The 15,820-nt window shown below is 45.5% G+C and carries 14 protein-coding genes and 1 pseudogene; all 15 read left to right on the top strand.

Annotated features, from left to right (window positions below; translation table 11 throughout):
• Window positions 1–2,100 (top strand): annotated as a pseudogene (locus BDE27_RS09890) (portal protein); the annotation flags it as partial.
• A 94-nt stretch (window positions 2,101–2,194) separates the two neighbouring features.
• Window positions 2,195–3,058 carry a scaffolding protein gene (locus tag BDE27_RS09885; protein WP_244208744.1) on the top strand — a complete coding sequence of 288 codons (864 nt, stop codon included), beginning with the start codon at window positions 2,195–2,197 and terminating at the stop codon, window positions 3,056–3,058.
• Window positions 3,059–3,109: 51 nt separating this feature from the next.
• Window positions 3,110–4,363 (top strand): P22 phage major capsid protein family protein, encoded by a 1,254-nt coding sequence (locus BDE27_RS09880; protein ID WP_099131457.1) that lies wholly within the window; start codon window positions 3,110–3,112, stop codon window positions 4,361–4,363.
• A 42-nt stretch (window positions 4,364–4,405) separates the two neighbouring features.
• The gene (locus tag BDE27_RS09875; RefSeq protein WP_244208743.1) at window positions 4,406–4,669 is read left to right on the top strand and encodes a DUF2829 domain-containing protein; all 264 of its coding nucleotides are present in this window, start codon (window positions 4,406–4,408) and stop codon (window positions 4,667–4,669) included.
• Window positions 4,670–4,672: 3 nt separating this feature from the next.
• Complete coding sequence (locus BDE27_RS09870; RefSeq protein ID WP_099131456.1) at window positions 4,673–4,858, top strand: hypothetical protein; 186 nt, start codon at window positions 4,673–4,675, stop codon at window positions 4,856–4,858.
• On the top strand, window positions 4,839–5,300 hold the full coding sequence (locus BDE27_RS09865; RefSeq protein WP_099131455.1) for a packaged DNA stabilization gp4 family protein: 462 nt from the start codon (window positions 4,839–4,841) through the stop codon (window positions 5,298–5,300). The genes BDE27_RS09870 and BDE27_RS09865 overlap by 20 nt, the downstream gene beginning before the upstream one ends.
• A 7-nt stretch (window positions 5,301–5,307) precedes the next feature.
• Window positions 5,308–6,726, top strand: coding sequence for a packaged DNA stabilization protein (locus BDE27_RS09860; protein WP_099131454.1), 1,419 nt, complete (start codon window positions 5,308–5,310; stop codon window positions 6,724–6,726).
• A 2-nt stretch (window positions 6,727–6,728) separates the two neighbouring features.
• Complete coding sequence (locus BDE27_RS09855) at window positions 6,729–7,406, top strand: phage tail protein (protein WP_099131453.1); 678 nt, start codon at window positions 6,729–6,731, stop codon at window positions 7,404–7,406.
• A complete protein-coding gene (locus tag BDE27_RS09850; RefSeq protein WP_099131452.1) occupies window positions 7,406–7,768 on the top strand; it encodes a hypothetical protein in 363 nt (120 codons plus the stop codon). The genes BDE27_RS09855 and BDE27_RS09850 overlap by 1 nt, the downstream gene beginning before the upstream one ends.
• Window positions 7,769–7,770: 2 nt before the next feature.
• Complete coding sequence (locus tag BDE27_RS09845; RefSeq protein ID WP_099131451.1) at window positions 7,771–8,445, top strand: DNA transfer protein; 675 nt, start codon at window positions 7,771–7,773, stop codon at window positions 8,443–8,445.
• Window positions 8,445–9,713: a phage DNA ejection protein gene (locus tag BDE27_RS09840; protein WP_099131450.1), complete on the top strand. Its 1,269-nt coding sequence runs from the start codon at window positions 8,445–8,447 to the stop codon at window positions 9,711–9,713. The genes BDE27_RS09845 and BDE27_RS09840 overlap by 1 nt, the downstream gene beginning before the upstream one ends.
• Window positions 9,713–12,010 carry a hypothetical protein gene (locus tag BDE27_RS09835; RefSeq protein WP_208638580.1) on the top strand — a complete coding sequence of 766 codons (2,298 nt, stop codon included), beginning with the start codon at window positions 9,713–9,715 and terminating at the stop codon, window positions 12,008–12,010. Before BDE27_RS09840 ends, BDE27_RS09835 begins: the two co-directional genes overlap by 1 nt.
• Before the next feature lie 132 nt (window positions 12,011–12,142).
• Entirely contained in the window at window positions 12,143–12,325 is a 183-nt protein-coding gene (locus BDE27_RS09830) for a hypothetical protein (RefSeq protein ID WP_038218603.1), read from the top strand.
• Between the two features lie 332 nt (window positions 12,326–12,657).
• Window positions 12,658–14,529 carry a phage head-binding domain-containing protein gene (locus BDE27_RS19915; RefSeq protein ID WP_244208742.1) on the top strand — a complete coding sequence of 624 codons (1,872 nt, stop codon included), beginning with the start codon at window positions 12,658–12,660 and terminating at the stop codon, window positions 14,527–14,529.
• A gap of 180 nt (window positions 14,530–14,709) precedes the next feature.
• A complete protein-coding gene (locus tag BDE27_RS09815) occupies window positions 14,710–15,771 on the top strand; it encodes an acyltransferase family protein (protein WP_099131449.1) in 1,062 nt (353 codons plus the stop codon).
• Window positions 15,772–15,820: the final 49 nt, after the last annotated feature.

The following is a 15,820-nucleotide window of genomic DNA, read 5'->3' as shown; positions in this document are numbered from 1 at the left end:
ATGGAAGACGAAAATAAAACAACAAATAAATTAGCAGACTGGCATCAGAAGGTCTTGCGTAATTTTGATAAAGCGTATACCGGAAGCCAGAGTATGCGCGAGCAGGTGGTTGAGGCTCAGCGTTTTGTGCGTGTGGCGGGTGCTCAATGGGAAGGCAGTACCAATGCGGGCTACTCGTTTGAGGAAGGCCGCTTTGAGCGTTATCCCCGCTTCGAGTTAAATAAAATTGCCCGTGAATGTGATCGTATCATTGGTGAATACCGACAGAACCGTATCAGCGTGAAATTCAGGCCGAAAGACAATCAGGCCTCTGAATCGTTAGCCGAAAAGATGAATGGTAAGTTCCGTGCCGATTATCAGGAAACGTCAGGCGGTGAGGCGTGTGATAACGCGTTCGATGATGCTGTCGTCGGCGGCTTTGGTTGTTTTCGTCTGTGTGCTGACTATGAAGACGAAATGGACCCCAGCAATGAGCAGCGCCGGATCAGTTTAGTGCCCATTTACGATCCGGCCACCTGTGTTTTCTTCGACCAAGATAGCAAGCAGTATGACCGAAGTGATGCCATGTGGGCTTTGGAAATGTTTTCTATGACGCCAGAGGCATTTAAAGCTGAATATCCTACATCAAATATGGCTAGTCTTAACCGGGGTGACACCGGCACACGGTATGACTGGTCAACGCCAGATGCCATCTATGTAGCCCGTTATTATGAGGTTCGCATAGAGAAAACCCAGATTAGCGCATGGCGTAATCCCATCACGGGTGCGACGGCGGTTTACGATTCAGAACAAATCAAAGACATCATTGATGAGCTGGCAGAGGGTGACTTTGAAAAGTTGGGTGAGCGACAGGTTAAGAAACGCCGTGTTTACTGTGGGTTGTTGTCCGGCTCTGACTGGTTAGAAGAACCAAAGCGAATTCCCGGCGAACATATCCCTCTGGTGCCGGTCTACGGTAGGCGCTCATTTGTGGATAATCAGGAGCGCATTGAAGGCCATGCAGCCAAAGCCATGGATGCCCAGCGCCTTGAGAACCTGATGGTGTCCATGATTGCCGATAACGCGACTCAGGCAGGCGGAGACGGTATTCCGGTTGTTGACGTGGATATGATACCGGGTCCACTTGCCAGTCATTGGGCAGAGCGTAATAAAAAACGCCCTGCTTACCTGCCAATGGTGAGTTTAAAAAACAAATCAGGAGAGATTACCGCGCAGGCGCAGGTGAGTAGCTATACGCCACCCACCCAAATGCCGCCCGCGCTTGCCGGACTTCTGCAATACACCGGCACCGCTATCCAGCAAATCACCGGCGCAAGCCAGCTTGAGAATATGCCAAGCAACATTGCCACCGATACCGTTGATAGCATCTTTAACCGGATGGATACGCAGAGCTATATCTATATGGATAATATGGCTAAGTCATTGCGTAGAGCAGGTGTTATCTGGTTTTCAATGGCACGTGAGGTCTATGGTAGTGATACGCCAATGCGGGTGGTTAATGAAGATGGCACGGATGATGTCGCCCTGATGAGTGGTGAGGTGATTGACCGCCAAACCGGTGAGGCTGTTGCGCTTAATGACCTCTCTCAGGGCAAATATGAGGTCACCGTGGATGTGGGGCAATCATTTGCTAATCGACGGGATTCTACAGTTAAAAGTCTGCTTGATATGCTGGCACTTGTGCCACCGGGAACGCCAAAGCATGATCTGCTTTCTTCCATTGTGCTGGATAACATGGACGGTGAAGGCCTAGGCGACTTAAAAGAGTACAACCGTAAACAGCTTCTTCTGTCTGGGGTAGTTAAGGCAAGAAACCCAGAAGAAGAGCAAAGGGTTGCTCAGGCTCAACAACAGCAATCACAGCCTGACCCGGCAATGGTTGCAGCGATGGCCCAGGATAAGCTGGCTCAAGCAGAAATGCAGAAGGCCATGAATGAACAGGCTGAGATACAGGTTAAAGCATTCAAGGCGCAGGCTGATGCTCAGGTTGCGGCGGCAAATGTTGTTAAGATCCTCGCCTCAGCAGATAGTCAACAAAAATCCGATATCCGTGAAGCGCTCAAACTGCTTTCTCAGTTCCAGCAACAGCAAGAAGATAACCAATAACCAACTTAATCACGCTCAGGCCGTCTTGATGAGGCCGGGCATGCTATTGCCTTCCGATGGGCTTATATCGAGTAAATAAGGGGTATTTATGTTTGATACGGCAGAAAACACACCACCAGAAAATGATCTGAATAACATAGCGCCTGAGCAAATTCCGGGCGGTGACGCACTGAATGATACTGATAGTAACAACGCTAATGACAATAACACTGTCGATACCAGCGTTGAAACTAACGATATTGATTCAGAACAGGCATTTTATTTTGGTGAAGAAGAGCTGGGTTCGCCGTCCAGTGATGAAGAAAAGGAGCAGGGGTTAGTTAAACATCTGCGCAGCACCATCAGGGAAAAAGATAAAGAGCTGAAAGCGTTTCGTCGCCAGCAGCAACCGCCCCAGCAGCCGGAGTTTCAACAGCCAGTTATCCAGCCGCCACGTATGCCGCAATTGTCTGATGAAGGCATTGATTGGGATGAGGATATTTATCAAACCAGGATTACCGAATGGGCCGATAAAAACAGCCAGTATCTTAATCAAAAGGCAGAACGAGACCGGCAACAGCAGGTATTGCAGCAAGCGCATCAGCAGAAAATGGCGACTTATCAGGAGCGAGTGAAATCGCTGAAAGTGCCCAGCTATCAACAAGCTGAACAGGCAGTGATTGATGATGTGCCGGAAGTGATTCAGGCCATGATCCTACATTTTGCTGAGAAGCCGGAAATGGTCGTCTTAGCGTTGGGACGCAATGCAGAACTGCGCCAGCAAATGGCAAATGCCACTGACCCCGTGGCAATTGGTCGCTTGATTGGTTCCATTGAGTCAAAAGCGAGAATTATGCCAAAACCCAAAAATAACGCAGCCACTACGCCGGAAGTTAAAGGCGGGAATGGTGCTGCCCTGAATAATTTAGAAAAAACTGAAATCAGAAGCACTCGAAAGCGGCAACTGGGATAAATACTTCGCCGCCAAAAGAGCCAGGAAATAATCCATCGGAGCAGATGAAATATGGCTAATCAATTAGCAAAAGACTTAGAAATCATGTTTGAAAACTACGTGGACGGCTTTGAAGCCGCTGGCGTAGTCTCCCGTAATGCGAAGAAATTCCGCCCCGGCGATACCGCTATGCAGCGTGCAGGCGATGTCATTTACCGCCCTCAGCACTATCATATGAACGTGGAGGAGGGGCTAGATCTGTCTGGCAAAGAACCCACAGCACTGGTTCAGCGCCTCGTTCCCTCCGTGTTCAAAGAACCCAAGAACATCCTGTACACGCTGGATGCACGAGAAATGCGTGATCCAGAACACAAAACAGAAGCAGGCAGGGCAGCAGGTCAACGCCTTGCCGCGCAGATTGATTCTGACCTGATCCAGATGGCTACTCAGCGTGCAACCAATGTGATTGCGATGGCGAATAATACCTCTGGCGGACAGGGGCGTGATTTATGGAACTGTGCGGCAGGCATTGACGCCACCATGACAGCGATTGGTGTTCCGCAGGGTATCAATCGCCGTTCTTTCTGGAACCCGTTCAACTACAAAGATCTGGCCGGTGAATTGGGTATGCGTGCCTATGCGCAGGGCACAACGCTGACGGCTTATGAAAAAGCGCAAATCCCACCCGTTGCCAGCTTTGACAGTTACAAAACAGATATCTCAGGGCGTGTCCCCAAAGGTACGGCTGAGGCGTTAACTCTGGCAGCGGCTCCAGCACACAAGGTTGTGGCAAAAGATGCTAACGATATGCCGGTTGATAACCGTCAGGGTACGATCACATTATCTGGTGCCGGATTGCAGGTGGGTGACGCATTCACGATTGCTGATGTGTATTCCGTGCATCAAATCACGAAAGACACCACCGATCAGCTACAGGTTTTCCGCGTTCTGGCTATCAGTGGCTCTACGGCGACTATTTCTCCGCAGATTTTACCGCCTGATAATGCTGATGTTGCCAGCCAGCCTTATGCCAACGTTAACACTAATGCGGCAAACGGCGCGGCAATCACTCTTCTTAATAAGAATGCAGCGCCTACAAACTTATTCTGGGCTGATGGTTCCGTCGAATTGATGTACGGGAAATTGGCATTCCCTACCGGACAAGGCCCACAGGTGATGACAGCCACCACTGAACAAGGCGCAACATTGATCATGTCTTACTTCTTTGACCATATCAAAGGCGTAACGACAACCCGCTTTACCACGCTGTATGGTTGTTCTGTACTGGTTCCTGAGTATGTCGGGTTAGTGATTGCAGGACAGTAATCTGAGGGGCTTATGCCCCTTTCTAATTTTGGAGAAATGACAATGATGACATTTAGTGCAGCATTAGACGCCCTGAAACAAGGTAAACCTATCGCCCGTAATGGTTGGAATGGAAAGGGGATGTTCCTGTACTTAATTAAAGGAACGGAATTACAAAGGGGACTTAAGTATGGTTATGGGGAATATGTTGGCGAACCATCCTTTGTTGATTCCATCTGCATGAAAACTGCTGATAACAAGTTAGTGGTGGGATGGCTTGCTAGTCAAACAGATCTCTTAGCTAATGATTGGGTTATCTTGGGGTGATACATGAAAACCATGCTGTATAAACAGGGCACAATGATCACCTGCGGTTCTTATTCACTGGATTACATTGTTGTGATCAGTGAAGAGATTGAAGACAGTTTGAAACAGGGGTGGGTAAAGCATCCAAACGAAACCGCAGAAAAACCCAAGCGTAATGAGGCAGTAAAAGATGGCGAAGACCAAGGGTGATTTAGTTCTTAAGGCATTGCGAAAGGCTGGTCTATATTCAGATGCGACACTGACTGATGCTGATCCACAGTCTATCGAGGATTCAATCGGCGATCTAGAAGATATGATGGCACAATGGCAAGTGAAAGGTATTGGACTTGGATATCTGTTTGCTGACTCTGCCAATGGCGTTCAACCCATGCCGGATGATGATTCAGGTATTCCTGCATGGGCCAATGATGGCGTTTCTTTAAAGTTAGCGGTGCAAATGTGCATGGATAACGTTATTCAGCCATCGGATGCGTTGTTAACAGCGGCAGATTCAGCTTATCAAGCCATATGTATCGCTCTGACTACCGTTCCATCATTGGAAAGGCGAAATGACATGCCGACAGGCTCAGGTAATCGAAAGGCTTTCTCATGGGATCGTTTTTATATCGAAAAAAATAACCCTGTTATATAGGTGAGTTATGCCAATACAACAACTCCCGCTGATGAAGGGGAATGGTAAAAACTTCCACGATGCTGATTATGTGGATCTGCTTCCGGTCAATATGTTGGCCACACCGAAAGAGATATTAGGGACACCGGGATATCTGCGCTCTTTCCCCGGTATCACTCAGCATGCTGATGTTGCCGGAATATCGCGCGGTGCCGAATTCAACACCAAAGAGTCCGCGGTTTATCGCGTTCTGGGCAGCAAGCTATATAAAGGTACAAATACCATTGGGGATGTCTCTGGTTCTGGTCGTGTCAGTATGGCGCACAGCTATAACAGTCAGGCTGTTGCAGCTAATAGTGCGCTGTCAATCTATCGTTATGACGGTACGGTTAAGCGGCTGGAAAACTGGCCTGCTTCGTCTGGGTATCAACAATATGCTATCGGTTCAGTGCGTGATATCTGCCGTTCCCGTGGCCGTTATATCTGGGTAAAAGACGGAACGGATACTTTTGGTGTCACTGACTTGGAGGATGAGTCCCATCCCGACCGTTATCGTGCGCTATACCGTGCCGAATCCCAACCGGATGGTATTATCGGGATCGATACATGGCGTGATTTCGTGGTCTGTTTCGGTTCGTCAACCATTGAATATTTCTCACTGACGGGTGCCACTGATACGCGGGCAGCAATTTATATCGCCCAGCCCTCACTCATGGTGCAAAAAGGGATTGCCGGCACGCATTGCAAAACAGTGTTCGGTGACTCCCACGCCATTATTAGCCATCAGGCCACTGGTGCGCCATCGGTCTATGTCATTCGTCAGGGACAAGTAGCCCCGATAGCCACAGCATCAATAGAGAAGATGCTGAGAGACTACACAGCGGATGAACTGGCTGCTGGTGTAATGGAAACGGTGCGGTTCGATGCACACGAATTATTGATTATTCATCTGCCGCGTCATGTTTTGTGCTACGACGCCTCAGCCAGTCAGAGTGGTGTGCAGTGGTGCATCCTGAAAACTGGCCTGTTTGATGATGTCTATCGCGGTATCGATTTCATGTTCGAGGGTAATCAGATAACGGTTGGTGATAAACGCGAGCCTATGACCGGACAGCTTAATTTCTCTGCATCTGACCAGTACGGGCAGCAGCAGGAGCATTTGCTGTATACGCCAATGTTCAAAGCCGACAACGCACGGGTATTCGATTTCGAGCTGGAAGCCTCTACTGGTGTATCTCAATACGCTGACAGGTTATTTCTCTCTGCAACGGCTGATGGTATCAATTACGGGCGCGAGCAGATGATCGAACAGAACGCACCATTTATCTATGACAAACGGGTATTGTGGCGACGTGTTGGTCGTATCCGTAAAAACATCGGATTTAAAGTGCGAGTAATCACCAGATCCCCTGTCACCCTCTCCGGCTGCCAAATCAGGTTGGAATAATTATGGCTGATAATAGTCTCAAAAACCCTGTAGAAATACAGGCGACTCGAATAGATGCAACGCTGCTCCCCAGTAATTTCTCCCAACCCTATTTTCTGTATGTCGTTCAACAGGGAGCTGATTTAGGCAATGTGGCAAACAAGGCTAATCAGGCAGGTGATGGAGCCTATGATGCTCAGGTTAAAAACGATGAGCAAGATATTATCCTTGATGATCATGGAAAAAGAATAACTCGGGCAGAAGAAACGCTAGAAGACCACGAAGTCAGAATCACCAAAGCAGAGGAAGACTTAGCAAAACTTGAAGTTAGGGTTTTGAATATCGAGCATGATGTTGATGGTCTTAAGATAAAGATACAAAACATAGATGGTCAGATATCTGAAATAAAAGTTGACTATGTATCCAAGAAAGCAACAGCAACTCAAGTTATCTCATCACCCATCGATGTAAAAAACAACTACCTAATAAATGGCGTCAATGTTGTGGGTCAAAGGGTCACTGGTTTTACCGTAATGACTGGTGATGCTAGTAAAGGGGCAATTGATGCCAATCAGTCATGGAACGCAGGCCAAACTTACGATCAATCTGTCACCCAATCTCTAATGAATGCAGTCACATCGCTAGCGAAAAGATGCAAAGCGTATGAAGACGCACTTCGAGCTCACGGACTCATCGACTAATGACAAAAATAGACACTATCACTGGTTCACAACTTATGCGGTTGTGGGGCGTTCCGTCATGGGTGGATTATCCGGCTGATTACTATCTCTGGCAGGGCTGCGGTGTATTTGTGGTGATTGAACGAGGCGAACATGTTGAATTGCACATGGCGATGAAGAAAGGCGAAAGACACCGCTCCAGTGATGCAGCCAGCGACATTCTTTCACTGATTGGCAATAGGGTTATCCATGCGCCGATCCTTTCAGCATCGAAGCACGTCTGTAATTTGGCGCGGAAATTTGGCTTTCACCTGCAATCAGATGATGTCGTTGAACTTATTGATGGGCGCAGAGAACAATTATTTTTAATGGTTAGGAGTTAATTATGGGTGGAATAGTTAGCGGTATCGGTAGCGCTGTAGGCGGAATAATCGGTGGTATCGGGGCGAGTAAAGGCGCTAAAGAGCAGTCCCGGTCAAACGACAGAGCCATTGATGCTCAGACACAGATGTTTGAGCAGCAAGGCCAGTGGTTATCACCGTTCCGTGAAGCTGGACAATCTGGATTATCTGGTTTACAGGGCTTGGCGGGTAAACCGATAGACCGAAATGCCTTACTTGGTCAGTACTTCAATAGTCCAGAGTACGCACAATTAGCAGATCAGGCACGATATCAAGCGTTGGCGGGTGCTGAGGCAACAGGTGGATTAGGTTCTACGGCAACAGGTAATCAGTTAGTCAGTATTGCGCCGCAACTGGGACAAAACTATCTGAACATGAAAACGGCCGAGCAACAAGACATGTATAACCAGTTGCTGGGGTTGGTTAACGTTGGTCTGTCGGGTGCGGGCGCTCAGTCTGCGGCAGCGGCTAACAATGCGAATGCTCTCGGTTCGTTGTACAGCCAACAAGGGGCAATAAATGCAGGGAGGAAAGCGCTTCCATGGCAGATTGCAGCGGGTGCCAGCAACAGCATCAATAATGGTGCATCGCAGGACATTAATCAGTTCGGCGGTATGGCCAGCAAAATGTTTGGCGGGATGATGGGGGGCATGTTCTGATGGTTCAGCCAATTAACTATTATGAATCTCTCATGCCTGATTTGGCAGGTCAGGCACTAAAGGAGACACAAAATAGGCTCGGTCAATCTCAATTGACGGGGCTAAACCTGCAAAACCAACAAATGCAGCAACAGATGAGCGAACAGCAAGCATTTAAACAGACGTTATCCGGTGCAATCAATGATCCGCAAAAGCTGCGAGAACTGGCAGTTCAATACCCCTCTCAGCTACAAAATATTCAGGCTCAGTTGGGATTCAGGAGCGCGCAAGATGTTGCAGCATTAGATAGTACGGTAAATCAATTGCAATTAGCGATATCGACAGGTGATCCGCGTAATGTAGCGGCGGCATTGGTGCAGAATGCTGAGGTTATTCAGTCTAAAGGTGTTTCGCCTCAACAGTTAATGACTATGTACGCGAACAATCCTGAGCAATTCAATGAGGTTCTTTTTACCGTTAAGCTGGGGACATTGAGCGCGAAAGACCAGCTTGCAGTGCTGGACAAGAAAGAAGGCCGGGAAATTGATCGCGGAAAATTGTCTGAGAGCATCCGCAGTAATCAGGCTTCTGAGTCGCTACAGGCGAGAGGTCAGGATATATCAGCAACTACGGCGCGTAGGGGGCAAGATATCCAGATGCGCGGACAAGATATCGGGGCTGAAAATGCCCGCCTCAACAGGGAGATCAAAAAGGCCGAGTTCGCCCAAAATGCTATTGATCGTCAATTAAAAACGGAAACAAATCAAATCAAACGCGATGACTTGCTTCTGAAACAACAAGAGTTCAAACGGAAAGGCGAGCAAGCTAAAACTGATAAATATGATACCTATCTCAGTCAGATCAATGCTATTGATCAAACCATCGGTACGGCAAACCGGATATTAGATAGCCCGGGATTTAATGGATATTTCGGGATTAATATAAATCCCTTTGGTAACAGATATCTTCCAGGTACTGATGCCGCCAATACTGAGGCCTTGGTTGACACACTGAAATCACAGACATTTCTAGCAAACGTTCAGTTAATGAAGGGGCTGGGGGCATTATCTAATGCGGAAGGACAGAGGGTGACAGATGCTATAGGTAAGCTTTCTCCCTCCATATCAGAAAAAGCGGCCAAAGAAACGATTAAGACAATCATTTCCGTCACCAATAAGGGAAAGCAGAGACTGGATAATAAATTCAGTACGGAGGCGGAGAAATATAGAAAAGAGCAAGCGGCTCCATCCAGTAATCAAAGTGAATATTCAAGTTTATGGGGTGACTAATGGCTAAACCGTGGCGGGACGTTGTTGCGTCCCCACAATACCAATCGCTAAACCTACAACAGCAGGCAGCGGCGCAGGAACAATATTTCAATGAAATAGTTGTACCTAAAGCCGGTGATAAGGTCGAAGCCGCACGACAACAATTCTATGCAGCCTATCCATTACCACAACAGCAACAAGCAGGTAACCCAATCGCAGAAGCTGGAAAAGGCTTTCTTCAAGCTGGCGTAAACGTGGCTAATATTATTCCCAGCATTGGTGATGCGGTGGTTAGTGCTGGCGCTTGGGCGGGTGAAAAGGCTGGATTAGGTGATGGAACATACACACCCGCACAACGATTTGAGTTACCAAACAGTCTTAAGCCCCAAGATTCTTACGCTCAAATCGGCGCAGAAGTCGCGCCGTACTTAATACCGGGTGTTGGCACAGAGAAAGCCGCAGTAGCCCTTGGCTCCGTTGCCAATGCGGGTAAACTGGAGAGAGGGGCAACTAAACTGGCTGATATGGTGGCTGAAAATACTATAGGCGCATTGGCTCAGAACAGCTCAAAAGATAATGCGGGTGGGCTGGCGACTGATCTCGGTATTGGTACTGCGGCTAGCGGGGTGGCTAGGGTTGTCACTCCGGTTCTGGGTAAGGCGTTGAATGTCGTTGGTGAAAAGACAGGGCTGAATAAGCTATTTCGTGGAGCAGGTGGAGCCGGACAAGGTGCACCGCAACCTCCCCCTCAGAAACAACTAACGCCAGAAGAAACACTTCGCCAAATGGCAGCCCAGAAGAACCCCGACTTAGCTTCTTCCCTTCAAGGTCTTGATGTCAAAGTGCAGCCTGATGTAAAAGCCGCCGCTGATAGACTTGGAGTAACTGAGGATCTTCTCCCTTCCCATTTATCAGGCAACCAACAATATCAAGCCGTTGAACAGGCCATTAAATCCCGTGCTGGTTCTGCACTAAAGCAGCAAGAAGATGTGGCTATCCTGAAACTTTCTGAGAGTGCCGGAAAACTCATTGATGACGTTGCTAAAGCCCCTGATACACTATCATTGAATCAGAAAATTATTGGACAGGTTGACAGCAGGATGGCAGCACTTGAGCATCGTAGTGATCAGCTTTATAAACAGATTGATAATGCCATGCTGCCCGCAACCCGTGTTGAGGCTAATAATACAGCCGCAGCACTTGAGAGAAAGGCTGATGAATTAGGGGGCTGGGAAAATCTGGACACGATCGAGAAGGCTGTATTCAAGGCCGTTAATCCCAGTCAGGATGGTATTCTCACTTATGCCAACCTGAATAAGCAGCGCCGTTTAGTTGGTCAGGCATTATTTAAAAATCGCGGTCCATATAAAGATGCTGATGAGGGAGCATTGCGATATCTCTACTCTCAGTTATCTAAAGATCAGCGGACTGTATTAGGTGACGTGGGAGCTGGCAGGGACTTTGAAGTAGCTCAGCGCTTGGTTCAAATGCGTAAAGGGCTGGAAGATCAGATGGTGCAGTTGCGCGGCAAGAACCTGACAGGAGATATCGCGAATCGTAGCACATTGGCGGTTGCCTCTCTTGCGCGGGGGAATTCGAAACAATTCTCTGAGTTAATGAAAAACATTCCCAGCAGACAAATGCGCCAAGAGGTCGCCGGAACTGCTATCAGGGATATGCTATCAGCAGGCAAGCGCGGCGCTGATTTCAACCCTGCTGGTTTTGCTGACTGGTATCAGAATCTCAGAAAATCCGGCAATCTTCGTATTCTGGCGCAATATATGCCTCGTGAGTTTATGTCTGGACTACATGATACTTATGTCGTGGCCAATGCTATCCGGCGAGCAAAGTCATTCGAAATCACTACAGGGCGTTTGAATGATTTTACAAAACGCTTTGATGCAGTGACCGCACCTCATGAGTTAATGGCTAAATATGCAGGCAGAGTCGGCACAATGGCAGGGACAAAGTTAGGGCCATTAGGTGCTGTTGCAGGTGGCGCATTAGGGGAAAAATTAGCTGCACGTGCTCGCATGGCTGGCGGTGCAGGATCTTCTGAGGCAGCGGAAAAATTAATTTTATCATCTGAGTTTCAGCAAGCGACTAAAGGCATTGAAGTTCCTCCCGCAAGAGGAAAGAGCAAATATCGTAAAGACTTTGATGAAGCCAAACTCAGAACCTCTAAGCAATGGAGAGAGTTCTATGACACATTGTCCGATATAGACAAACGAACGATTGCCCGTATTGGGATAATTGGCTGGATTAATCAACAGGATGATAATCAGACTCAATCATCTAATCCAGCTTCACGAATGTAACTTAAAAAAATTGGAACTTCTTCATCTATAAATGGATTTACCAGTGCTTCCATTTGAAGGTTGATAATTTTTTTATACCATCACCTCACTGTTTATTTTTTGTTATATTACCCCAATCAAAGGAGATTGAACATGTCGATTGAAGAACGCTTAGATCGCCTAGAATCAGCGGTCAAAATTATGTCTATGAAGATGGCCAATCAAGAGCTTGAAGAATGTAACGCTGAGATTGAGAAAACTACAAAGCGCCTTGAAATCCTCAAGCAGTCGCGTGATAACCATCTTGCCGTGATTAGATCCGGTAACTATTTATAAGCATAGAAATGTCTTTATCTTCTGGGTCAAATGAATTTGATAGCTGGTCAAAGATAGCTTGCCTTTCTTCCTGTGGCAGCTTGGAATAAATGAGGAAAACCAGTTTTTGGAGCCTTATTATCTCTTTCTTTAGTTGTTCGGGTGATGATTGGTTATTGTTCCAGTTATTCATTTTTTATCCTTTCATACAGTTTAACTAAAGCTTCGAATAGTATCTGTTTTTCTCAGATTCAACAAACCACCTAACGCCGCTTAACTGCGGTTTTTTTACATCCAAATTTCAACCAATACAGTATCCCCTGCTGGGATTCCGCACGCCTGGAGTGACATAAATGTCAGAAATAATACCTAATGTTGTCGTCTCAATGCCATCACAGTTATTTACTATGGCGCGTTCATTCAAGGCGTGTTCGAACGGTAGGATATACATTGGCAAGATAGATACAGATCCCACCATATCAGATAACCAAATTCAGGTTTATCTTGAGCGTGAGAACGGAGCGCATATACCTACTTCCCAGCCTATCATTATCAATGCCGCTGGTTATCCTGTTTATGCTGGGCAGATTGCCAAGTTCGTGACCGTTGAGGGGCATTCTATGGCTGTTTATGATAGCTATGGAGCGCAGCAGCATTATATCCCTAATGTATTGAAATATGATCCTGATCAGTTTCAGATCCAATTGTCAGAACCGGATGGGTCAAGTAAGGTTGGGTTCATTCAGGATTCTGCAGATGCAATGCCATCTAATTTGGAATACAAAGCCAGTCAGTTATTTACATTTGACGACTTTATTCCAGATAGCGTTAAGGGAAATACCGAAACAATAGATTGCTCTGCGTACATCCAGATTGCTATAGAGCGTGGATTTGCTGCCGGCAGAAAAGTTTGCGGCGTTTCAGGAAAAAAATATGGCATTTCTTCAACGATATTGATCCCACAGAACTTTGACAGCACATTCGTAAAAGCGCAGCGGCAAGAGATTGACGGGCAGGGCTGTGTTTTTAACATGCTGACAGATGTAACCCTGTTTGAGTCTGGTTACTATGATAACGGCGTGCTGAAGTCCAACTATGGAACGATACTTGACTCTCATTACAGTAAATATATTGATTTGCATGGATTTAGTATTGTCAGCAAAGTCGGGAATCTCACTGCGCCCACCATGCGGATACAAGATTGGCATCACGACAGCAAAATCAGAGATATTTCATGTAATTGCTCAGCAACTTTACTCAAGTCTAACAACAATTATTTCACACTATTTGATAGCCTGACTGGTGAATATCCTGTCGAAAAAGTTGGAGACAGATTTGTTTTTGAGGGGTTTCATAACCTTAACAAAATGAATCGACTTATTGCTACAAATGCAGTGACTGGCTATAGATTTGACGGCCCAGTAACCGCTTTGCAAATGAGTCAGGTGTCATTTGAAGGTCAATCCGTGGGGGTGCAATTTAAAGCTACTGTTTATGATCTATATATTGATGGTGCTTATATTGAAAACATATCAAATGCAGCCATAGTGTTTGCTGGCTATGTGCATAGCTCTGCAATTTACAATAGCTATGTTAACTTCCAGAATGATACAAATATGCGACTAGTGGTTTACACCCCATCACCCGCCAATCAGTTTTACATTGATCGGTCGGTTAGATTTCAGGATATGCCTTCGATATCGAATATAGTTAGTGGTCTTGATAATACCTACGGAGCTGGTTTTACTGTTGATAGGCCAACAGATCTAGCATCCAGCATCAACGATTTCCTGTTAGATAACACACATATTGGTATACATATTGGCTGGCGTCAGGAAAAGATTTTTGGTCAAATAGTTGGTAATGTTATAAACCATAGAATTACAGGTAATTATGCTGGTCAGTATAGCGATGGTTTGCAAAGTAGCAATGGTTTTGAATGGATAAATACATCAAGCACCACGTTGTTACTGCGAACCAGGGCGGTTCGTAGCCTGACTGAAATGCTGTATGTAAACATCTCAGTAGAGTATGTGGGCGGAACGAAGGCGGTATCAGGGTTATTTGTTGCAGGTAAGTTGTATGAGTTCACATCTACAGGAGTGAAGTTCACTCTAAACCTAGCTCTTAACTCTGACAATCCGCCTTATGTTCAGATTGAAGGAGCTAATAATCTTGTGACGGGAATCATTACTGATGTCAAGGGTGAGATTCGTATTCTATAAAAGGTTTGAACTTATCATTCAGCCACTATTAAACTATTTCTAGATCATTTTGCCTTGTGTGGTTCTAGCCGCCGTCATCATAAAATCGTAAATTATTAACGCAATATAATATACTTGCAATAACATGACGATATGATATTTTGGCGCCAAATTATCATGCCATTTTGATCTGGATCGTTTATGAGAAGAAATAATTGCTTTGATGTCATTAGGTTACTTGCTGCTTTGATGGTTCTTTTTTCGCATCATTTTGCATTATCTGGAATGCCTGAACCAACTATTGCAAATATGGAAAGCTTGGGTGGAATTTCTGTTATAGTTTTTTTCTCCATTTCAGGATATCTTATTTGTATGTCAGGAATGAGGTCTGAAGGATTTTCTGGGTTCATGGCCAAAAGGTGTAGAAGAATATTTCCAGCCCTTATACCATGCTCCATATTTGTATTTGTCATAATTGGCTGCATTATAAATTATGGAAATATTACAGAATACCTGTCATCTCCTATTTTTGTTAATATACTGAAAACAGTAACACTTCAAAATGTTGATACAAGCTATTTAGCCAGCAACTTTATATTTAAACCAAGCATGATGGGAAGCCTCTGGTCACTGCCGGTTGAATTCGCATGTTATCTCATTCTTGGTTGTGCTATAAGCATTACTCGTTCCACATCTGTATATCCACTCATATTTGCAATATTTCTTGTTGCCGCACTTTATGTTCTCAAAACGGGTTACAACGACTTCTTTTTTAATGTTCCTGTCGATATGCTTATAACTCGCGGTATGTGCTTTTTTCTTGGTGCATCACTGGCGATTTCAGTGGATGCGTGGAACAAAAAAGAAATAAAAATATTCACTTTAATTATACTTTCAGCTTATATGATGACAACTACTCCATTAATAGATCATAAAATTGTAGGTTACATCTTCTTTAGTTTGCTTGCCATTTTTATTGGGGTTTCATTTGAAGATAAAGTTATTTCTGGAAAATTTGATTATTCATATGGCATTTATATTTATGCTTTTCCTGTTCAGCAAGTTAGTATTAATATGATGGGGCTAGGGTTTTATGGAAGTATGATTCTTAGCTTTATAATGACAATTATTCTGGCCGCATTATCATGGCACTTAGTTGAAAGCCCATTCCTACGAAAGAAAAAATCTGATAAATTGAATCAGCTAAAAATGGTAATGAAATGGAAATTATGGGCGCAAGTAATTAAAAATTACAGTAGATAAACATGTTGTAATCTATTACGAATATCTGTGGTGCGCTTATGTGAATTAT

This window comes from Xenorhabdus ehlersii (assembly GCF_003610465.1).
Taxonomy (GTDB): Bacteria; Pseudomonadota; Gammaproteobacteria; order Enterobacterales; family Enterobacteriaceae; genus Xenorhabdus; species Xenorhabdus ehlersii.
Note: the sequence above shows the minus strand (reverse complement) of the source record. Positions and strands in the feature narration are given on the sequence as shown.